Annotated in this window: 22 protein-coding genes and 1 tRNA gene; 9 read left to right on the top strand and 14 right to left on the bottom strand. The window is 57.8% G+C overall.

Annotated elements, in window-relative coordinates; translation table 11 throughout:
• Window positions 1-205: 205 nt before the first annotated feature.
• Window positions 206-658: a carboxypeptidase regulatory-like domain-containing protein gene (locus tag HX830_RS16285; protein ID WP_152740103.1), complete on the top strand. Its 453-nt coding sequence runs from the start codon at window positions 206-208 to the stop codon at window positions 656-658.
• Between the two features lie 232 nt (window positions 659-890).
• Window positions 891-1,985 carry a D-alanine--D-alanine ligase gene (gene ddlA, locus HX830_RS16280; RefSeq protein WP_152740102.1) on the top strand — a complete coding sequence of 365 codons (1,095 nt, stop codon included), beginning with the start codon at window positions 891-893 and terminating at the stop codon, window positions 1,983-1,985.
• A gap of 24 nt (window positions 1,986-2,009) precedes the next feature.
• Here the strand turns inward: ddlA and HX830_RS16275 are convergent, their stop codons facing one another.
• The 3 genes from HX830_RS16275 to HX830_RS16265 form a co-directional block, all read right to left on the bottom strand.
• Window positions 2,010-2,966, bottom strand: coding sequence for a cation diffusion facilitator family transporter (locus tag HX830_RS16275; RefSeq protein WP_103497539.1), 957 nt, complete (start codon window positions 2,964-2,966; stop codon window positions 2,010-2,012).
• Window positions 2,967-3,323: 357 nt separating this feature from the next.
• Window positions 3,324-3,995, bottom strand: a complete 672-nt coding sequence (locus HX830_RS16270; RefSeq protein WP_103497538.1) for an ATPase — start codon at window positions 3,993-3,995, stop codon at window positions 3,324-3,326.
• 183 nt (window positions 3,996-4,178) lie between these two features.
• On the bottom strand, window positions 4,179-4,571 hold the full coding sequence (locus tag HX830_RS16265; protein ID WP_152740101.1) for a tautomerase family protein: 393 nt from the start codon (window positions 4,569-4,571) through the stop codon (window positions 4,179-4,181).
• A 200-nt stretch (window positions 4,572-4,771) separates the two neighbouring features.
• Between HX830_RS16265 and HX830_RS16260 the strand changes: the two genes are divergently transcribed.
• A complete protein-coding gene (locus HX830_RS16260) occupies window positions 4,772-5,203 on the top strand; it encodes a nuclear transport factor 2 family protein (RefSeq protein WP_103497536.1) in 432 nt (143 codons plus the stop codon).
• 10 nt (window positions 5,204-5,213) lie between these two features.
• Here the strand turns inward: HX830_RS16260 and HX830_RS16255 are convergent, their stop codons facing one another.
• Window positions 5,214-6,149 carry a LysR family transcriptional regulator gene (locus tag HX830_RS16255; protein WP_177101187.1) on the bottom strand — a complete coding sequence of 312 codons (936 nt, stop codon included), beginning with the start codon at window positions 6,147-6,149 and terminating at the stop codon, window positions 5,214-5,216.
• Window positions 6,150-6,300: 151 nt separating this feature from the next.
• On the opposite strand from HX830_RS16255, the gene lysA reads away from it, so the two are divergent.
• Window positions 6,301-7,539, top strand: coding sequence for a diaminopimelate decarboxylase (lysA, locus tag HX830_RS16250; protein ID WP_152740099.1), 1,239 nt, complete (start codon window positions 6,301-6,303; stop codon window positions 7,537-7,539).
• Between the two features lie 92 nt (window positions 7,540-7,631).
• Here lysA and HX830_RS16245 read toward each other — a convergent pair whose 3' ends face one another.
• From HX830_RS16245 to HX830_RS32145, 3 genes are all read right to left on the bottom strand, one after another.
• Window positions 7,632-8,003, bottom strand: a complete 372-nt coding sequence (locus HX830_RS16245; RefSeq protein WP_152740098.1) for a VOC family protein — start codon at window positions 8,001-8,003, stop codon at window positions 7,632-7,634.
• Between the two features lie 104 nt (window positions 8,004-8,107).
• Complete coding sequence (locus HX830_RS16240) at window positions 8,108-8,770, bottom strand: helix-turn-helix transcriptional regulator (RefSeq protein ID WP_306110044.1); 663 nt, start codon at window positions 8,768-8,770, stop codon at window positions 8,108-8,110.
• Window positions 8,771-8,862: 92 nt separating this feature from the next.
• On the bottom strand, window positions 8,863-9,084 hold the full coding sequence (locus tag HX830_RS32145; RefSeq protein WP_248764372.1) for a hypothetical protein: 222 nt from the start codon (window positions 9,082-9,084) through the stop codon (window positions 8,863-8,865).
• A gap of 250 nt (window positions 9,085-9,334) precedes the next feature.
• Here HX830_RS32145 and HX830_RS16230 point away from each other — a divergent pair, with 250 nt between their 5' ends.
• Together HX830_RS16230 and HX830_RS16225 are read left to right on the top strand one after the other, a co-directional pair.
• Window positions 9,335-9,649 (top strand): hypothetical protein, encoded by a 315-nt coding sequence (locus HX830_RS16230; protein WP_370868286.1) that lies wholly within the window; start codon window positions 9,335-9,337, stop codon window positions 9,647-9,649.
• Between the two features lie 453 nt (window positions 9,650-10,102).
• Window positions 10,103-10,408 (top strand): hypothetical protein, encoded by a 306-nt coding sequence (locus HX830_RS16225; RefSeq protein WP_256350529.1) that lies wholly within the window; start codon window positions 10,103-10,105, stop codon window positions 10,406-10,408.
• A 103-nt stretch (window positions 10,409-10,511) separates the two neighbouring features.
• Here HX830_RS16225 and HX830_RS16220 read toward each other — a convergent pair whose 3' ends face one another.
• The 4 genes from HX830_RS16220 to HX830_RS16205 all read right to left on the bottom strand — a co-directional run bounded on the left by HX830_RS16220 (window position 10,512) and on the right by HX830_RS16205 (window position 13,515).
• The gene (locus HX830_RS16220; RefSeq protein ID WP_103497528.1) at window positions 10,512-10,778 is read right to left on the bottom strand and encodes a hypothetical protein; all 267 of its coding nucleotides are present in this window, start codon (window positions 10,776-10,778) and stop codon (window positions 10,512-10,514) included.
• 438 nt (window positions 10,779-11,216) lie between these two features.
• Window positions 11,217-12,146, bottom strand: coding sequence for an AMP-binding protein (locus HX830_RS16215; protein ID WP_177101185.1), 930 nt, complete (start codon window positions 12,144-12,146; stop codon window positions 11,217-11,219).
• A gap of 2 nt (window positions 12,147-12,148) precedes the next feature.
• Window positions 12,149-12,613 carry a hypothetical protein gene (locus HX830_RS16210; protein ID WP_177101183.1) on the bottom strand — a complete coding sequence of 155 codons (465 nt, stop codon included), beginning with the start codon at window positions 12,611-12,613 and terminating at the stop codon, window positions 12,149-12,151.
• 560 nt (window positions 12,614-13,173) lie between these two features.
• Window positions 13,174-13,515, bottom strand: coding sequence for a DUF6124 family protein (locus HX830_RS16205; protein ID WP_177101181.1), 342 nt, complete (start codon window positions 13,513-13,515; stop codon window positions 13,174-13,176).
• A gap of 649 nt (window positions 13,516-14,164) precedes the next feature.
• Here HX830_RS16205 and HX830_RS16200 point away from each other — a divergent pair.
• Together HX830_RS16200 and HX830_RS16195 are read left to right on the top strand one after the other, a co-directional pair.
• The gene (locus HX830_RS16200) at window positions 14,165-14,479 is read left to right on the top strand and encodes a hypothetical protein (protein WP_177101179.1); all 315 of its coding nucleotides are present in this window, start codon (window positions 14,165-14,167) and stop codon (window positions 14,477-14,479) included.
• Entirely contained in the window at window positions 14,479-14,772 is a 294-nt protein-coding gene (locus tag HX830_RS16195) for a helix-turn-helix domain-containing protein (RefSeq protein WP_177101177.1), read from the top strand. Before HX830_RS16200 ends, HX830_RS16195 begins: the two co-directional genes overlap by 1 nt.
• Window positions 14,773-15,393: 621 nt before the next feature.
• Here HX830_RS16195 and HX830_RS16190 read toward each other — a convergent pair.
• A complete protein-coding gene (locus HX830_RS16190) occupies window positions 15,394-16,239 on the bottom strand; it encodes a LysR family transcriptional regulator (RefSeq protein ID WP_256350518.1) in 846 nt (281 codons plus the stop codon).
• A 41-nt stretch (window positions 16,240-16,280) separates the two neighbouring features.
• Between HX830_RS16190 and HX830_RS32515 the strand changes: the two genes are divergently transcribed.
• Window positions 16,281-16,523, top strand: a complete 243-nt coding sequence (locus HX830_RS32515; RefSeq protein WP_371317530.1) for a hypothetical protein — start codon at window positions 16,281-16,283, stop codon at window positions 16,521-16,523.
• Window positions 16,524-16,527: 4 nt separating this feature from the next.
• Here HX830_RS32515 and HX830_RS16180 read toward each other — a convergent pair.
• Window positions 16,528-16,604: transfer RNA gene (locus tag HX830_RS16180), tRNA-Met, on the bottom strand.
• 115 nt (window positions 16,605-16,719) lie between these two features.
• Window positions 16,720-17,874: a methyl-accepting chemotaxis protein gene (locus HX830_RS32510; protein WP_370868288.1), complete on the bottom strand. Its 1,155-nt coding sequence runs from the start codon at window positions 17,872-17,874 to the stop codon at window positions 16,720-16,722.
• Window positions 17,875-18,031 lie beyond the last annotated feature (157 nt).

The raw sequence follows: 18,031 nt of genomic DNA, 5'->3' as shown, positions 1-18,031 counted from the left end.
CCATGGCTTGAAATTGATCTAAGCGGGCCGTCGGTCGGCACTAGACTTTAAAGTGCAGTCGTTGCGAGAAGTGAAGTTAACCCCCGCTCATCCGCGCCGCTTGCTCGCCATCCAGAGACCCGCACCCGACTGTCGAACGAAATCGGGCGACAGCCCCGCATGAAGGATGAGACTCGGGCTCCATCGGAGCCAGGGAGTGTTCATCATGATCTCCATTCGTGTTCTTTTAGGCTGTGCCTTGTCCGGGCTTGTGCTGTTGGGCGTGTCCTCGACCGCTTGGGCGGTGGGTGGCAGTGAACCGATCAACCAGGACGCGGTACAGCTATCGCCGCAGACTCAGAACGGCGTGTCTTACCTGGTGGGCGGGGTCGGCGAGGATGAGACCCAGGCATTGCTGCATACCCGTGGTTACAACCTGCATATTGTTTCGACCGTCGGACCCAAGGGCGAGTACCTGCCCGATGTGGACATTACGATCCAAAAGGCTGGCGGAGAGTCGGTGTTGTCGCTGACTCAGGTCGGACCGATGGTCTACGTCAAGTTGCCCGAGGGCAAATATGAGGTTGTCAGCCGCCGTAATGGTCACGAGGACCGGCAGAGCGTTGTCCTCAATGGTATGGCTGGCCAGACGGTGAATGTGCATTGGCGAAACGAATGATGCGAGTTCTGTAGGAACCGGCTTGCTGGCGATGGCAGCGGTGCGTAGTGCATCGTAATTGCCAGTGACAACCGCGTTGCATCTTGCACCGCAATCGCCAGCAAGCCGGCTCCTAGAGTGCTGTAGTGTTCAAAAAAAGCGTAAATCAGGGGATGCCAAACCAGCGCCTTGCGAATAGTCTGCGCACAAAGGGAATCTCCCTGAAACACAGATTTGGACACGAGGTCGGAAGATGGGCAAGTTGCGAGTCGGGATTATTTTCGGTGGGTTGGGGGCGGAGCATGAGGTGTCGCTGCAATCGGCGCGCAATGTGGTCGATGCACTGGACCGCGAGCGTTTCGAGCCGATCCTGATCGGTATCGACAAGCAGGGCCGCTGGCACCTCAACGACAGCTCCAACTACCTGATCAACGCCGAAAACCCGGCGCTTATCGCCTTGAACCAATCCAATCGCGAACTGGCCGTGGTACCCGGCAAGTCCAGCCAGCAGTTGGTGGACACCAGCAGCCAGGCGCTGCTGGAGCAGGTCGATGTGATTTTCCCCATCGTCCACGGCACCCTCGGTGAAGACGGTTGCCTGCAAGGCTTGCTGCGCATGACCGACCTGCCCTTTGTCGGCTCCGACGTGCTCGGCTCGGCGGTGTGCATGGACAAGGACGTGAGCAAGCGCCTGTTGCGCGATGCCGGGCTGGCGGTGACCCCCTTTATCACCGTGAACCGGGCCACCGCCGCGCGGCTCGGCTTCGAGGCCGCACAGGCGAAGCTGGGCCTGCCACTGTTCATCAAACCGGCGAACCAGGGCTCGTCGGTGGGCGTGAGCAAGGTGGAGACCGCCGAGGAGTATCAGGCCGCCTTGGCCCTGGCGCTGAGCTTTGACGAAAAGGTCTTGATCGAATCGGCGGTCAGCGGGCGGGAGATCGAATGCGCGATCCTCGGCAACGACCAACCGATTGCCAGCGGTTGCGGCGAGATCGTCGTGCGCAGCGGCTTCTACTCCTACGACAGTAAATACATTGATGAGCAGGCCGCCGAAGTGGTGGTGCCGGCGGCGATCAGCGAAGAGGACAGCGAGCGCATTCGCGCACAGGCCATCGAGGCGTTCCAGGTGCTGGGCTGCGCCGGGTTGGCGCGGGTCGATGTGTTTCTTACCACTGGCGGCGAAGTGCTGATCAACGAGGTCAACTCGTTGCCCGGCTTTACCCGCATCAGCATGTACCCCAAGCTCTGGCAGGCGGCGGGGATGAGCTATAGCGAGCTGGTAAGCCGCTTGATCGAACTGGCGCTGGAGCGGCATGCGGCGCGCAGGAGTCTGAAGAACAGCCGTTAAAAGGCCCGTGGAAGAGCCCAGGTTTCAGGCTCCGGATCTGGACGGGTCGAGATGGTCCAGGTCCGGCCGATGCCAGGGGTCAATGTGCGTCATCAGGTTCAGGACCCGATGGCGCAGCATGACATTTTCACGCGCGGCCACGGCAATCGCATGCCCTTCTTCAACGGAAATAGAAGCCTCGACTTCGATATGTGCATCGACCGCGAGCATGTCGCCCATCTTGCGTGTGCGTACATCGTGCACACCCTTGATGCCGGGGGTTTCCAGGAGCGTAGTGCGGATGGACGCCACCTCTTCTTCATCGGCGGCGCTGTCCATCAGGTCGTTCAAGGCGTTCCAGCCGAACGACCAGCCCATCCTGGCAATCATGCCGCCGACCACCAGTGCGGCAATCGGATCAAGAATCGGATAGCCCGCCAGATTGCCGACAATCCCGACACCGACCACCAGCGACGAGGCCGCATCCGAGCGTGCATGCCAGGCATTGGCAATCAACAGGCTAGACTTCACCTTCTTCGCCACGGCGAGCATGTAGCGAAACAGCAGTTCCTTGGTCACCAGCGCGGCGCCCGCCACCCATAGCGCGGTGATGTGTACTTTCTGGATGGATTCCGGGGTTTGCAGCTTGAGCACGGCCGAACCGATCATGCCGATGCCCACGGCCAGCAGCAGGAGCCCGAGGATCATCGAGGCGGCGGTTTCAAAGCGCAGGTGCCCATAGGGATGGCCTTCGTCGGCGTCCTGCTTGCTTTTATGGCCGGCGAACAACACCACAAAGTCGGCAATCAAATCCGACAGGGAATGAATACCGTCGGCGATCAGGCCTTGGGATTTCGACAGGATACCGACGATGATCTGAATGCAGGACAACGCCAGGTTGACCCCGACACTGACCCAGGTACAACGGGACGCCGCTGCCGCACGTTCGGCAGGACTGTAGCGTTCGTCCTCGTGTTCGTCGGAGAACTGTTCATCGTTCATTAGAAACTTCTTCCCTTATTTGCAAATGACTCTCAGCCCGCGGCGCACCAGGCTAGTCGACTAACCAGGTGTGGGTTCTGAGGTCATTGGCAATCATTGGCGTTCGCCTTGAAACAGACGAGTTCAAGGGATAAAGCATACTCAAAAGTTGAAGGGGATACACAGGCTATTTAAATAATCAGGGCGATTGAAAATTTGTTTCGTCTGCATATTGCTTATGTTCTTAAATGCGAATCTTAATGTTTAATCGTGTCGTGTTCGAAGGCACTTGTATTGACGCCAATAGTGGCGGGATATTGATTGCTGGCGAGTAGAAAATAGCAGGGGAAGCGTGGCTTCCCCTGGCGATGTATGGAATCAGTTGGTGGCGACCCGATCGGTTTCACCGGTGGTCACCAAGGCTTTGAGCGAGGCATCGAATTGCTTCAGGGCATTGACCTGCAAATCGCGTTGCTGGTTGATTTGCGCGGCAATCTCCGGCGCGGCCTTGCCATGGACCCAGACCGAAGGCAGTTCCTTGCCACCGAAGCCTTCGGCCTTGCCGATGTACTGCAGGTTCGAGTCGTAGAACGTGGCGACGAAACGCGCTTCGAACTGGCTGTTGCGCTTGGTCACCAGACGGCTGTAGGTGTCGAGCATCACCACCACGTCAGGACGGGCCTTTACCAGCGCGTCGAGGTTGTCGTAGACGGTCACCGAGCTGAACTGTTTCTGCAGCGAGCCCATGAGCCAGTCGATGGCCAGCTTCGGATCTGAGCTGTTGACGAAGGCGTCGCTGATGCGTGGGTCCAGTGCCGCATTCTTCGCACCGCTCAGCGCAACGCTATGGTAGCGCTCAAGGTACTGGAGGGTGCTGACGGTGTTTTCACTGTAAAGCACCCCCACCGATTGGGCGTGCTTGAGGCTGGCGGCACTGTCGGCCACCGGCAGGAAATGGCAGGATTGATCGTCCGCCGCGTAGGCTGGGACGGTAGCGACGAAGCCGCCGGTCAATACGGCGACAAGAGCCAGCAAGGTAGAAATTCTCATCGCGCGTTTTCCTTCTGAAGTCGGTTCGGCATGACGCTATCCTCCTCCTTTGACAGAAAAACTGAACTTGCATTCCTTGATGGTTACTATCAACTGAACGAATGATAGGCGGCCTTGCCTTGTAGTGTAGCCGTCAATGGGGCGTCGTATTGAGCGCGCCACCCCAATATTTAAAATGTCATCTCATTCCGTTGGCGCGTACTGCATCTCGCCGTTGCCGAACGACCAGTCCTCGCGTTTTACATCGATCAGGTTGATCCACACGTCCTCTTTACGCAGCCCGGTCCGGGTATGAATCCCCTCGGCGATCGCCCTGTAGAACGCCTTCTTGACCGCAACCGTTCGTCCGGCATTCCAGGTCACCTGGATAAACACGATGTTCGGTGTATAGGTAATACCGAGATAACCGTCAGCGGGATAGACCAACTCATCCCTGGCATGGCGGTTGATGATCTGAAACTTGTCGTGTTCAGGCACATTGGCGGTATGGACCATGGCCAGGTAAACCACATCGCTGATGGTGGCAATGGTTTCAGGAGCGGTGTCGGCGGCCACATCGATTCTGACTAAAGGCATGGGTTAATCCTTTTGCGTAGGTTGGCGGTACGGCCAGGCGTTCAACGGCACGTGTCACGAAGCTAGGCCGGAGCGGTGGATTCATCAAGCACTTCGTCCGTCGGTCTGCCCGGCAAAAGCCTGTTGTGTTGTACGATGACTGACGATATCGTCGGTAGCGAAAACCGTCCCCCGTGCCCATAACAACAAGGAAATACCCCATGACAAGAATCAAGCTGCTTATTGGTTTCCTGTGCCTCTTCAGTGGCTACGTAGCCGCAGCCCCTTCGACGGGAGAGAAGGAGGTTGCCGCCGCAGTGGATCACCTGACCCAGGCCATGTTGACCAGGGATATCCCTGAGTTGAAAGCCCTGACCTCCGAGAACCTGACCTACGGGCATTCCAGCGGGAAGGTGCAGGGCAAGAAGGACTTTATCGGCGATATCGAAACAGGGAAAAGCGCGTTCAAGACGCTGGAGATGCAGAACCAGACCATCACCCTGTCAGGTGACGTGGCGTTCGTCCGCCATCACTTTTCGGGACAGGCGATCAAGGGCAGCGAGTTGATTCCCACTGAGATCGAGAACTTCCAGGTCTGGCAGAAGCAGCATGGCAAATGGTTGCTGGTTGGCCGGCAGGCTTTTCATCTCTAATGCCTGGAGTCTACAAGTTCACCCTTGAATGAGCACTGATCGCCGCCAATCGGGCTTCAATTACCGCAGCCTCTTCCCGCAAGGCTTCCTCAAACAGGCTGACCAGCCTGGAAGCCGGGCGGTGCAAAGGTTTGATCAGGCTGACGGTAAAGGGGATCGAAACGGTGAAGGGGCGGATCTCCAGGCCTTGCCCGACGAAGTCCAAGGCTGTCAGCGGGTTGACGATGGCCAGGCCGACACGCTCGCGAACCATGGCGCAGACCGAAGCGGCACTGTGGGTCTCCAGCACCCTGTGTCGCTCGACCTGGGCTTGTCGGAAAATTTCGTCTATCTGTTGCCGGTAGCTATCGAGGCTGGACAAGCTGATAAAGGGTTTCAAGGCAAAGTCTTCAGGTGCCAGAACCGATTTTTCCAAAAGCGGATGGCCAGTCGGTAAGACGCAGACTTCATCCACCGTCATCAAGGGGGACAGCTCTGTCCCCGGCGGCGCATTCGCCACTTCGGTCAGCCCCAGGTCGTAGCGCTGCGCCGACAGCCACTCCTCCAGCAACGGTGATTCCTGCTGCGTGATGCTCATGCTCGCTTTGGGGAACTGCGTAACGAAACGCTGGCACGCCTTGGGCAGCAAGGATTGCGAGAACACCGGCAGGCAGGCAATCGATAGCTGGCCCTGCTCGAACTCGCGCAATGACGCCGCTGTATTGAGAATCCGCCCCAAACCGAAGTAGGCCCGTTGCACCTCCTCGAACAGCGAGAGGGCCTGTGCCGTCGGTCGCAGGCGGCCGCGCACGCGATCAAACAGTTTGAGTTGAGTCAGTTGCTCAAAACGCGCCAGTTCGCGACTGACCGTCGGTTGGGAGGTATGCAACATGGCCGCGGCCTCCGTCACGCTGCCGCTGGTCATCACGGCCCTGAACACTTCTATATGGCGCAACGTGACTGACATGGATCTGCTCACCGATTTCGAAAGCCATATCATAAATGAATGATCTTTCTGAATATTGATATTTTATGATTGAGTCTTGTTTCGTCATCATGCCGCCGACTGCGCGATAGCCCCTTGCTGCGCGCGCATTGCTTGCCTGAGACCTGCTGATATGAAAACCCTCGCTGACAACTTGCTGTTGCAACTGGCCGAGCAACATGGCACTCCTTTGTGGGTGTATGACGGTCGCTTGATTCAAGAGCGCATCCGGCAGCTTTGCGCATTTGACACAGTGCGTTTTGCCCAGAAAGCCTGTTCCAACCTCCATATTTTGCGTTTGATGCGCGAGGCCGGGGCGAGGGTGGATGCGGTTTCTCTCGGCGAGATCGAGCGGGCGTTGCAGGCCGGATTCAGTACCGATTCTGTGGCGGGAGCGGCAGGTATCGTGTTTACGGCCGATGTGTTTGATCGGGCCACTTTGCAGCGAGTAGTGGAGACGCAGGTCGAGGTCAATATCGGCTCCATTGACATGCTGCATCAACTGGGGCCGCTTTCCTCCGGCCACCGCGTATGGCTGCGGATCAACCCGGGCTTCGGTCACGGGCACAGCCGCAAGACCAATACCGGCGGCGAAAACAGTAAACATGGGATCTGGCACACCCAGTTGGACGAAGCCCTGAGGCTGGTTCGGGACTACGGCCTGCATCTGGTGGGCCTACATATGCACATCGGCTCCGGGGTGGATTACCAGCATCTGCAGCAAGTGTGCAGCACCATGGCGGAATTGGTCGTGGGCCTGGATCAGGATATCGAGGCCATTTCAGCCGGTGGCGGATTGTCAGTACCCTACCGGGCGGGCGAACAGCCTGTGGATGTCGATCATTACTTTGCCCAATGGGACCACGCCCGCAAGCAGATTGAACGCCATCTGGGCCACCCGGTTCGCCTGGAAATCGAGCCGGGGCGCTTCCTGGTGGCAGAGGCCGGTGTGCTGGTATCGGAAGTGCGTGCCACCAAGCCAATGGGCGGTAACCATTTCACGCTGGTCGATGCCGGCTTCAATGACCTGATGCGTCCCTCGCTGTACGGCAGTTATCACGAGATATCGTTGCTGACCCGGCGCGATCAGCCATTGCCTATGCGGGCGACGGTTGTGGCGGGACCTCTTTGCGAGTCCGGCGACGTCTTCACCCAGTCTGAAGGTGGGATCGTCGAGTCTCGCCTGTTGCCCAGTGCCGAGGTCGGCGATTATCTGGTTTTCCATACCGCTGGCGCTTACGGCGCCTCCATGTCTTCCAACTACAACAGCCGTACCCAGGCGGCGGAGGTGTTGGTGACGGGTAGCGAGCATCGTCTGATCAGGAAGCGCCAGACGCTGAGTGCGCTGTTGCTGCTTGAAGAAGACGACTGACAAGGCGGAGCGCGGGAGTTGGCCCCACTCGCCCGCCGACACTGCGGGTGAGTGGGATTGCCGACCTGGGGAGGTGCTCGCCTGGTCCGCCACTAGGCGTCCGACGAAGCGAACACACGCAGTCGATGACCGTCCGGATCAAGGGCGACAAAGGTATAGCCGAAATCCATCTCTACCGGTGTCTGGAGAATGCTCAGCCCCTTGGCGAGCCACGCTTGATAGGTTGACTCAACCAGCGATTTTTCCGCGACGGAGAACGCTACTTCTCCGGCAACCCCGATGTCGGCGACCCGTGGTTCCACCGTGTGCTTCGACCAAAGACCCAACATGACCCCGGAGCCCAAGGCGAACATCGCAAACGTGGCCGAAGCCTCTATCGCCGCGCTACCGAACAAATCGGCGTAGACGCGGGCGCTGGCTTCTGGGCTGTCGACATACAAGATGAAAAAATTGGGCTTGATCATTGAAGGGCTCCTGGCCTGGGATGGAAGTGGTGCTATCAGCACAGTGCTGACTGGCGCTTTCTATCCTACGCAGGCCCCTACCCATTTTTGTCAGCAGTCATCGCCTATTGGGGCCTGATTCCTTCCTGTAGACGCCAAGCCTTAAGCAGTGCCTGGCGTCGGCGCGGATATCGCTCCTGGGCCACCTTGAATTCGGTTATCCGGTCACTGCGGAAATGCCGAAAGCCCTCACGCAGTTCGCACCAGGCCACCAGTACGCGGGCTTCATCAAAATAACCCAGAGCAAACGGCCAGATGATTCGGCAGGACTGTTCGCCTTTCAAGTCCTGGTAGACGATGTCCACTTTCAGTTCTGCCCTGATCGCCTGGCGAATCAGCGGCTGCACAATGTCTACCGGCAACGGCGAGGTGCTGGGCCCGATGAGTAGCGCAGAGGCGTCCAGTTCGTCCCTCAGGCCTGATGGAAGGACCGCCGAAATTTTATCCAGGGCATTACGTGCTGCCCGGCCCAAGCGTTCATCTGCACGCTCGACTACCCAGCGCGAACCCAGGACGAGGGCCTCTATCTCCTCCTCTGAAAACATCAGTGGCGGAAGTAGAAAGCCGGGGTGCAGCACAAACCCCAGTCCGGCTACCCCCTCGATGTTTGCGCCTTGTTCCTTCAAGGTCCCGATGTCCCTGTAGAGGCTGCGCAAGGTGATGCCAAGCTCCTGGGCCAGCACTGCACCGGCCACCGGAAAGCGGTGGCACCGTAAAATCTGGATCAAGGCCAGGAGACGTTGGGAGCGAGACATTGAGGTGAGTTCAAAAAAGGTGATGCTTGAGAGAATTTCATATCAGAGAAGGCACTACAACCACCCTAGGGGGTGACCCATGCGCAGCTCGAACTCAAGGCCCAGTCCGGCGGCGCGTTCGCCCGGGCCTGACCGTCGAACGAGGCGATTCGTCTGGCAAGCCGGTCGACGAAACCATCCAGCTCGACATCCGGTAACGCACGATTGAGCCAGCCATAGCGTTCCGCCGTCAGCGCATCGAAGTCGTCGCCGCCGAGTATGGTTTTATATACATATAAACGTGTCAAAAGTTGAGACGGGGAGGGCGGAAGCCATTCATTTGCGGGCTTATTTTCGTATTCATGAAACTGCCCAAAGCAGGTGTTTAATTCGGTTTCGATGTCAAGTGACGAACGGGGTACAAACTTTACCTAGTCTTTACTTTGGCGCGTTGCGAATTCATCAAAAAGAACTGTCTGAAAGGTATGCCCGGGGATATTATTAAATCCGGTTCGGTGCAAATGCAGAGGACTTATCATGATTAGTCGACTCTCAAAAATGAAAGTAGCTGTCTTGCTTGTTGGCGTACTCGCCATTGCAGGGCAGGCTGATGCCCGGGGTGGGTACGGTTACGGCCACTATGGCTACGGCCACGGTTACGGCTGGGGTTGGGGCGGTCCGGCCCTGTTGGGTGCGGTGGTCGGCGGGCTCGTAGTGGGCTCGGTTGTCGCCAACTCCCAACCGGTTTACGTTCAACAGCCGGTTTACGTCCAGCCGCAGCCTGTGTATATCCAGCAACCGCCGCCCGTCTACTACCAGGCACCGCCTCCGGGCTACTACTACGCGCCACAACCGGTTCCGGCGCCGCGTTAAGTGCTCGTTGGTCACCGTGATGTTCTGAGTGATGCAGGTCCCACCTGAAAACGGGACCTGTTTGTTTGCGCGACAAAAAGGCAGGACCCGGCTGACACCCTTGCGCCGTCGAGGCGTGGTCAAAATGGCGGGTGCGAGGGTGCAGGCATACTGCTATCGCCGTGCTGCATTTAATATGTCGCGCTGTTTTTATATCGTGTATCGTTTTATATACATAAAAAATAGCCGGAAGTTGGTGTTGGATCGGTGAGTTCAATCCATTTATGAGGGGGTTTCTGTATTTTTGGAACTGCCGGGCGGCGGGGGGGAAGTTAAAGGTAACAAATGAGATACAAAATTTACCAAGTATTTACTTTGGCGCGTGACGTATTCCCCAGGAAAAACGGTCTGATCAGTATTCCCGGAGCATTTATTAAAATAGCCGGTTTGATGCAGAAAAGAGGATTTATCATGATGACTCCGCTCTCAAGAGCAAAAATAGCCGTCGTGCTCCTGGGCGTGCTCGCCGTCGCGGGGCAGGCTGAGGCCCGTGGTGGGTATGGTTTGGGGGCGGCCTTACTGGGTGGTGTGGTCGGCGCCGCGGTAGTGGGGACGGTCGTCGCCAACTCCCAGCCACCGGTTTACGTTCAACAGCCGGTCTACGTCCAGCCGCCGCCGGTGTACGTCCAGCCGCCGCAGCCGGTTTACTACCAGGCACCGCCACCCCCTCCGCCGCCGGGCTACTACTACCAGCCACAACCGGTTCCGATGCAACAATAGGGGCTTGTGGCTCATGGCCACTGGCGTGATGACTCGGATTGCGCTGTATAACGACAAACCCCGCCGAAGCGGGGTTTGTTGTTTTGACGGGCTTGAGCAGCGCTTAGGCGGTGACGCTGATGGTCTCGCCGATGCTCTGCCCGCTGCCGCTTACAGACGGTTTGGCCGAAGCGGTTGTGCTTTCGCTGTCGCTGCTGGTGCTGCTTTGTGCGGCGTGGCGGTGATGGTGCTTATGGGTTGCCGCGGTGCTGCTGGCGGTGGTGCTGGTGGTCGCGGATTGCGTAGCGGCCTGGTTCGCAGCGGTTGTCGCGGCCTGGGTGGTGGCGGTGGTGGGGGTTGAAATCGAAGCTGAGATTGCACCGATAGACATCGTGACCTCCGGAATATTGGGAAAGCCTGCGTGAGTCGGAACGAGAGGCGCAGGTAGTCATTTGTAGTCTCTGAATTATTTGACCATTCAGAGGGGCCGGCTGCGGGAAAGTCCCGAAGCTGATCAGAGGTTAACACCACTACTTTGTCGGCTTTATCAGCGTAATGTCGGGTCTGTGTGGGGGTTTTTGTACACTGTTTAACTTGCTTTTGATCCTGCGTGCAGGTGCAAGAGAACATGAGTGAGTAGGCGGCCCGACATCGTGTGTCAGTGAGCGTTTAAGTTTCCTGAACGAGAAGTATGGCCCTTGTTATAACGGTCGTTATTTTCACGTAAGCCCTCCCTCCATGTGGCAATGACGATCTCTACCAGCCCCAGTTGGATGAACTGCTGTAGGGTCGATCCCGCCGAAGGTTCGGCTATCGGCGAAAACGTTCTTCAGGGAACACTGGCGTCATTGGCGCTCACCTTCAACCACAGGCTCAGCTCCGTCTTGAGGAGCTCGCCGTAGTTGTTCCTGAGCAGTACGTTGCGCAGATCTATCGGGTAGATGGGCGCGTCGCCATAGATGATTGTCTTGATTCCCTTGCCGTCGTAGCCTTGGCGGCGGGCCTGTTCGACCATGTCTGTGAACATGGCGGGAGCCACGAACAACGTGATATTGCCGAACCTGCTCGCCAGTTCGAACAGCTCGTCGGCCTTGAAGTCGCGGGACTCCGGGACGACATGGCGAGCGCCCCGACGCACATGGATCAGGCTGTAGAGTCCGGCGCAGTGAGACATTGTCGCGGCATACACCATGGCGTCGATCGGATCGACATCGGGCGTACAGTCTTGCGACATGGCCGTCATGTCACCGTGGCTCAGCATCACCCCCTGGGAGTGATCAGTGGGGCTGCAGGTGTAGAATAACCAGGCCACGTCATCGGCCTGACGCGGACAAGGCGTGTCCGGTGGCGAAGTGATTGATGTGAGTGCTCCCATGTCCTCTCGATCCAGCTCTCGACACTCCTGGGGCAGGGCTCCGGGCGCGAACACCTGGCCGCCATCGGTGAAAATCAGCCGAGACTGCGAGTTGCGCACGATCCAGCCGACTTCGACTGGGTGCAGCTTGCAGTTGATCGGCACCGCCACGGCACCGGCCCACCAGATGGCGTAGAGCAGTTCGAGGTATTCGCAACAGTTCTTCATGGACAGCGCGACACGGTCGCCGGGGGCAATGCCGTGCTCGTCGATCAGATACGCAGCTCGGTGCCGGACCAGAGCGACAAAGTCGCCATAGTTGGCGACTTGCTGCCGGCCCTCGAACAAGGCGGGATGCTTCGGGTAGCGAAGGCCGGCTTGGTCCAGCCAGTTGGCGATATTCATGCTCAGCACCTGTATGTCTGAAGGACCGAGGCAAAGTTGGCGAGCGCTATTGCGAGCACTTTGGGATGACTGTCCAGGCTGAGGTAGCCGTATCGGGTGTAATCGATCACCTCCCTTGCGCGGGTGGCAATCTCGATGCGTCGGTTCTCGAAAACTCTGCAAGACACGCCCATCAGGCTTTTTTCATAAGTGCCGTCGAAATGTGGACGGCTTATTTCAGCCATTCTCGACGCATTTCGTGCTTTCAGTTGTGAGGCTTTATTATCCTGGCGGTTGTTGAATTCAGCTGTTTTGTTCACGGCGAGCTCATCCATTGAGTGGGCGTTTTCAAAAGAACAGTGGTTGAAAGCGACGCTAGCGGGCTCATAACTTGATTTATTTAAAGTATTTGAGTGCTTATAGATAGTGATAAATTCGCCATTATTTATTGGCTTGTTGGTGTTTGTTAGAGAGTGGTCAATATCCATGACGTGATATTTTTTACCGTTTTTACCGAAAAACTAAGATCCAGACCGTTGTTTTTTTCACCGTACAACTAATCAGATGGTCATCTGTATGGTGGTTTTTTTTGAAATCTGTACCAAATTCTTTATTCGGTTCCTTCAAACTACACAGATAGGACGGTTGCCTCGCTAGACAGGCGCTTCGTGAACAGATAAACACAGTAACGCTTCACCACGCCGAACACCGCCACGATCCGTGTCAGCGCGGTGTCGGTGCTGGTTTTCTGTGCGGGGAATTCGATAATCTAAATAATCAGGAAACAGGCGGCCAACTCATTTAAATAGATAAATCAATTAGACAAATAGGCCGCTGGCGCATGCTTTGCGCGATCTGCCTTGGGCTTAGCCACGCCATATCCTTGCGGCGACGTTGGGCGCTGGTAAGGAATACGTTTTTCAGGGACAAGGTCAAAGCCCCAGAGCATTGCGAGCGCCCGGGGCTTTTTGTGGGGCTAATAGCAAGGGCTTTTGGATGGTAAAAAGGAGAGGGCATTTAGCCAGGTGCCCCCATTGCACTGCTCTTGTCAGCCCGGCACGGCTATTTCTTCAATCACCGAGTCTACCTGCCGCTGTGCCAGCTCGATCAGATGCACGATACCCATCGCCACCTTGCGGTTGGCACCTGTGAGGTTGTCGGCATTTTCATAGGCGGTGGCGGCAGCGGAGTCGAGGATCGAGCTGGCGTTGATCAGGGCGTCTTCGCGGCTTTGGGAGGTGACTGGGTGTTTGTGCGGTGCTATCGAGCTGGGAGGCCTTGGTGCGTGGCCTTCTGGCTGTATGTAGTGAGCCAGGGCGCGGTCGACAGCTTGTGGGTCGATGGTTTCCATGCCGGATGAGGCGGGTGGATTGGGCGTTACCTTGAACATGATGAATCTCCAATCAAATCGGTTGGAGCTGACACCATCGCTGCTAAACGATTTTGGGGTGGCAGCTGTACGCAGGTTAGCAGACCGGTCGATTGGAGAACCCGGCGCACCCGAAGGTGCCCTGCGCACAGCCACCATAAAAGGCAGGCAATAAAAAGCGCCTGACTAAAGGGGGCGCTGTGCGCCAATCGAATCCGAGCTGCTAAACCCGATCACTGCATTTGGCAGTGACGACTCAAGGCTAGCCACCGAAATCGGCAGGCGCAACAGGGCGGAAGTTTCTAGGAAATTTCAGACGATGGAAAGGGAGGCGTCTTGCTGGCCTTTGAAGAGCGCTGGAGGAGAGCGCTTTCTTACAGCCAGCGTGCCTCGAAAGACATAGGTTGTGTGTCCGGCCATCGCTGGCCGTTCTGATCGGCTGGAAAGCGTGCAGTTCATAAACTGGCGACCGCCCTCATCATGGTGGACTCCATCTGAGCGTATCGCGAGCCCTGGCGTCTCGTGGTTCGAACTCCTCAAGCCGCACTGCCTTCCTCGAAAACCACTTACTGTGCGTGAGTACGTTCTCAGGTGGATGGTCGGCTGCATGTTGCGTAACCGCAACTGAGCGACTAATCTGGCTGTGCGCCAATGACGTATAGGCGTAAAAATGATATTCATTGAGTCTCCCATTTTTACGGAAGACCTCACGGCTCTTCTGAGTGATGAAAGCTACAGCGAATTTCAAGAATATCTGGCTGAGAACCCATCGACGGGTGATCTGATACAGGGCACCAACGGTCTGAGAAAGGTTCGTTGGGCCGCGAATGGCAAAGGCAAGAGTGGCGGGGTCAGAGTGATCTATTACCACATTTCTGAGGCCTACCAGATCAGGCTGATCCTGATCTACCGCAAGGGAATCAAGGATGATCTTTCTCCGGCGGAAAAGAAGATCTTGAGTGATTTGAACAAAGGGTGGAGCTGATGGAAAAAAATCTATTCAACCGCCTGGTCGAAAGCATGACCCAGATGGATGAAATTGATCGTGGCGAGCGCTCACCTTCCCGCGAATTTCACGTCGATTCTATGAAGGTCAAAATGATCAGGCAGGCTACTGGGCTTTCTCAAGCACGTTTCGCGAAAGCGATTGATGTGCCGGTGGGGACGCTTCAGAACTGGGAGCAGGGGCGACGTGAGCCGGAAGGGCCGGCAAGGGCGTTGTTGCGAGCCTTGTATAATGATCCTGGGCATGTACTGGCGGCGTTGGAGTATCACTGAGGCACAAACAAACATTTCAAAGTGTGGACACCCCAGTTGCAGAGTCGCTTGGGCCTTGTAGGAGGCAACCTGCTCTGGGTGTCTCTCATGATCATTGGCGTCTCGCCATGGCCGTGCTGGGACAGCCACGCTTGAGTGCGCGCGCGATCTATCTCCGGGCGCCCGGCTCCAGCAATGTCTTCACAGAGCAACACCTTGCTGCCGGGAGGTGGGATCGGAACCAATGCGTCCCAGGTCACGCTACGATCTGGCCGCCAAGGTGAAACAAAGGCCTGCCTAACGGAGGCCATTACCAGCCTGCACACAAAAAATCTGACACTCTCGGGAAGACCGATCACCAGCGCCGCCACTTTTCTCCAGACATAAAAAAACGGCCTACCTTTCGGTAAGTCGTTTTTAGTACTTGGTTATCACTGAAATAGCCCGCGACGTCTGTTTCACGCACTATCCCCCTCCCCATACTGCTGCTTCTGGAGCCCACCAAGGAAGCCAATATGGAACAGTATCGAATGCGGTCGCTCATGATCGTACTTGTACATCTCGCGGCATTCGTCCTCGTCAGCCTGGGTTTGCTGAGCCTGACGATGATGATGGCCTTGACTGGGCGCTTATTCTTCTAGCTCAACCAGTTGAAATGTCTGCGCTCAAAGTACTGATCAGCGCTTGCGCCTGGGCGTCGCGCTGCGCGGTGTAGAGCACGATTTCGCGAGAGGGCAGGGGCGGCAGGTCGATCCGCTGTGCCGCGTCGACGCAGCCGTTTGGAGCCATGCGCCCGACCATCGCGCCTATTCCGATGCCGGCGGCGACGGCTGCGCCGATGGCCAGAATCCCGCTGCCGACAAAGACCTCTTCCCAAGGGCGATTCTGTGTTTGTAGCACCGCCATCACCATGCTCCGCATGCCACAGGGCGCCGGTTGTATCGCCAGGGGTAAAGGTGCTCCGGGCGGCAGTTCGAAGTCGCGTGCAGCCATCCAGCTAAATCGTGCCGCGCCAATCACCTCACCGTCCTGGCGTCGGTTGTCGTGCCTCAGGATCAAGGCCACATCCAGCTTGCCCTGCTCGTAGTTCTCCAGCATGTCCCGGGAAGTGCCCAGGCTGAAGGCGACGATAACCTCCGGGTCGGTGTTCGCCATACGTCGCAGCCATAGGGTGAGATCGGCCCCGACAATGTGATGGCTGACGCCGACCCGCAGGGTGCGTTTCTGCTTGCCGAAGCAGTTCAGCGCTTGCTGGTAGTTATCCAGCAAATGCCGTGCGCTGGCCAAGAAAGTCTGCCCATGGGCAGATAGCGTTACCCGCCGCGGCGTGCGTTCCAGCAGCTTGCGCCCCAGGGTTTCTTCCAGCCGCTTTATCTTCAGGCTGATGGCTGCCTGGGTGCCGCCTATAACATCCGCGGCGCGGGTGAAGCTCTTGAGCTCCGCGACCAGGACAAACGCCTGGATAGCGTCGATGTCGGGCATTTTCATGGTTGAGCTGGAGGTCCTGTCTCGAAGGTAATGAAGTTACCATGGCCAGTGACACCTGTACCGAAGCCGGCTTTCGCTACCGTATGATTTACCTTGAGTCGGCGCTTATCCAGTCGGTCTTGGGCGGCAAATCCCTGCCCTTTATCCCGGGCGGGCTTTCCAGAGACGCACGGCTTTTTCAGGCCGCCGAGACCTGCCTTTTTGAGGTCGGGAGCGGCTTGCCCGGCCTGGCACTTTTCTCCAGGCATAAAAAAACGGCCTACCTTTCGGTAAGCCGTTTTTAGTACTTGGTGGCTACACAGGGACTTGAACCCCGGACCCCAGCATTATGAATGCTATGCTCTAACCAACTGAGCTATGTAGCCAAGTGGCGCGCATTATTCGCCGGTAACGCAATTGTGTCAAGCAAATATCTGAAAATTTTCTCTGCGCTATCAACCGGTTAAGGCCCGACGGTGAAAACCGCGGGCCAACGCCGTCTCAACTCAGGCGGAAACGCCCGGTATTGTCGCTCAGAGCCTTGCTGCCTTCGCTCAGGCTGTCCGCCGCGCGGTTAACGGCGCGAGCCCCTTCCAGCAGCCGTACGGCCGCCTGGTCGATTTGCTGGATATTGCCGCTGACCTCATCCGCCGTGCTCGCCTGTTCGTCCACCGCCGTGGCGATCTGCGCCAGGGTGTCGGTGACGGTCTGCACCGCGCCGGCGATTTCCACCAGGCGCTGACCCAGTCCGGTCACCGATTGGGCGTCGGTCTCGGCCTGGATACAGGCCGCTTCCATCAAGGTCACCGCCTGGCTGACCGTGGAGCGCAGGCTGTCGACGGTGCTGGCGATCTGCGCGGTGGACGATTGCGTGCGCTGGGACAGGCTGCGCACCTCATCCGCCACCACCGCAAAGCCCCGCCCTTGCTCGCCGGCCCGCGCCGCTTCGATAGCGGCGTTCAGGGCCAGCAGGTTGGTCTGTTCGGCCACCCCACGAATGGTGTCGACCACCAGCTGGATCTGCTGGCCCTGCTCGCTGACCCGGCCCAATGCGGCTGCCGTTTCGTTGAGGCGTTGATTCAACTGCTGGATGCTGGCGGTGGTGCGTTGGCTGTCGCGACTACTTTCCGAGGCAATGCGCTGGGTGTTCTGGGCACTGCCGGAAGCCTGTTCGCAACTCTGCGCCACGCCCTGGGAGGTGGCCGCCAGTTGGGTGGCCGCCGCGGCGATCTGGCTGATCTGCGCCTGTTGCGTCTCGACCTCGCTGAGGGCACCGCTGGAGTGGGTGTTGAGGGTGCGCACGGCCGCGCTCAGTTGCAGGGTTTCATGGTCGACCCCCTGCAGGCTGGTACGCAGTTGCACCACGGCGACGTTCAACGCGGTGCTGATGGCCGCGAGTTCGTCACGCCCCTCCACCGGCACTTGCAAGCAGAGGTTGCCGTCGCGCAGGGATTCGGCCAGCAGGGTGATACCGCTGGCGCTACGGCGGATCGAGGCTTGCAGGCAGACGAACAGGTACAGCGCCGCCAGCAGCAGGCAACCGAAGATCGCCGCCAACAGGCTGAACTGGCGGATGGCCGCGCCGTGGTAATAGTCCAGGCGACTATCGAGGGAGGTGAGGCTGTCCTGACGCAAGCTGGCGAGCTCACCCAGCATTTTGTCCAGGGCCTGTTCGAAGCCATCGGGCTTGAGGGTGATGCTGCCGCCGAACATGCCGTCGTCGAGCACCTTGAGGCCCTCGTCCAGGTGCGTCAGGCTGGCATGGTAACGCTCGGCCCAGCTTTTCAGCTCCGCCGGCAGACGGCTTTCCAGC

Source organism: Pseudomonas gingeri (genome assembly GCF_013385425.1).
GTDB classification, from domain to species: domain Bacteria; phylum Pseudomonadota; class Gammaproteobacteria; order Pseudomonadales; family Pseudomonadaceae; genus Aquipseudomonas; species Aquipseudomonas gingeri_D.
This window is presented reverse-complemented; position numbering and strand designations above follow the sequence as displayed.

Coding starts and splice junctions, on each gene's coding strand:
- HX830_RS16285 (WP_152740103.1), top strand. CDS start 206: ATGATCTCCATTCGTGTTCTTTTAGGCTGTGCCTTGTCCGGGCTTGTG.
- ddlA (WP_152740102.1), top strand. CDS start 891: ATGGGCAAGTTGCGAGTCGGGATTATTTTCGGTGGGTTGGGGGCGGAG.
- HX830_RS16275 (WP_103497539.1), bottom strand. CDS start 2,966: ATGAACGATGAACAGTTCTCCGACGAACACGAGGACGAACGCTACAGT.
- HX830_RS16270 (WP_103497538.1), bottom strand. CDS start 3,995: ATGAGAATTTCTACCTTGCTGGCTCTTGTCGCCGTATTGACCGGCGGC.
- HX830_RS16265 (WP_152740101.1), bottom strand. CDS start 4,571: ATGCCTTTAGTCAGAATCGATGTGGCCGCCGACACCGCTCCTGAAACC.
- HX830_RS16260 (WP_103497536.1), top strand. CDS start 4,772: ATGACAAGAATCAAGCTGCTTATTGGTTTCCTGTGCCTCTTCAGTGGC.
- HX830_RS16255 (WP_177101187.1), bottom strand. CDS start 6,149: ATGTCAGTCACGTTGCGCCATATAGAAGTGTTCAGGGCCGTGATGACC.
- lysA (WP_152740099.1), top strand. CDS start 6,301: ATGAAAACCCTCGCTGACAACTTGCTGTTGCAACTGGCCGAGCAACAT.
- HX830_RS16245 (WP_152740098.1), bottom strand. CDS start 8,003: ATGATCAAGCCCAATTTTTTCATCTTGTATGTCGACAGCCCAGAAGCC.
- HX830_RS16230 (WP_370868286.1), top strand. CDS start 9,335: ATGAAAGTAGCTGTCTTGCTTGTTGGCGTACTCGCCATTGCAGGGCAG.
- HX830_RS16225 (WP_256350529.1), top strand. CDS start 10,103: ATGACTCCGCTCTCAAGAGCAAAAATAGCCGTCGTGCTCCTGGGCGTG.
- HX830_RS16220 (WP_103497528.1), bottom strand. CDS start 10,778: ATGTCTATCGGTGCAATCTCAGCTTCGATTTCAACCCCCACCACCGCC.
- HX830_RS16215 (WP_177101185.1), bottom strand. CDS start 12,146: ATGAATATCGCCAACTGGCTGGACCAAGCCGGCCTTCGCTACCCGAAG.
- HX830_RS16210 (WP_177101183.1), bottom strand. CDS start 12,613: ATGGATATTGACCACTCTCTAACAAACACCAACAAGCCAATAAATAAT.
- HX830_RS16205 (WP_177101181.1), bottom strand. CDS start 13,515: ATGTTCAAGGTAACGCCCAATCCACCCGCCTCATCCGGCATGGAAACC.
- HX830_RS16200 (WP_177101179.1), top strand. CDS start 14,165: ATGATATTCATTGAGTCTCCCATTTTTACGGAAGACCTCACGGCTCTT.
- HX830_RS16195 (WP_177101177.1), top strand. CDS start 14,479: ATGGAAAAAAATCTATTCAACCGCCTGGTCGAAAGCATGACCCAGATG.
- HX830_RS16190 (WP_256350518.1), bottom strand. CDS start 16,239: ATGAAAATGCCCGACATCGACGCTATCCAGGCGTTTGTCCTGGTCGCG.
- HX830_RS32515 (WP_371317530.1), top strand. CDS start 16,281: ATGGCCAGTGACACCTGTACCGAAGCCGGCTTTCGCTACCGTATGATT.
- HX830_RS32510 (WP_370868288.1), bottom strand. CDS start 17,874: ATGCTGGGTGAGCTCGCCAGCTTGCGTCAGGACAGCCTCACCTCCCTC.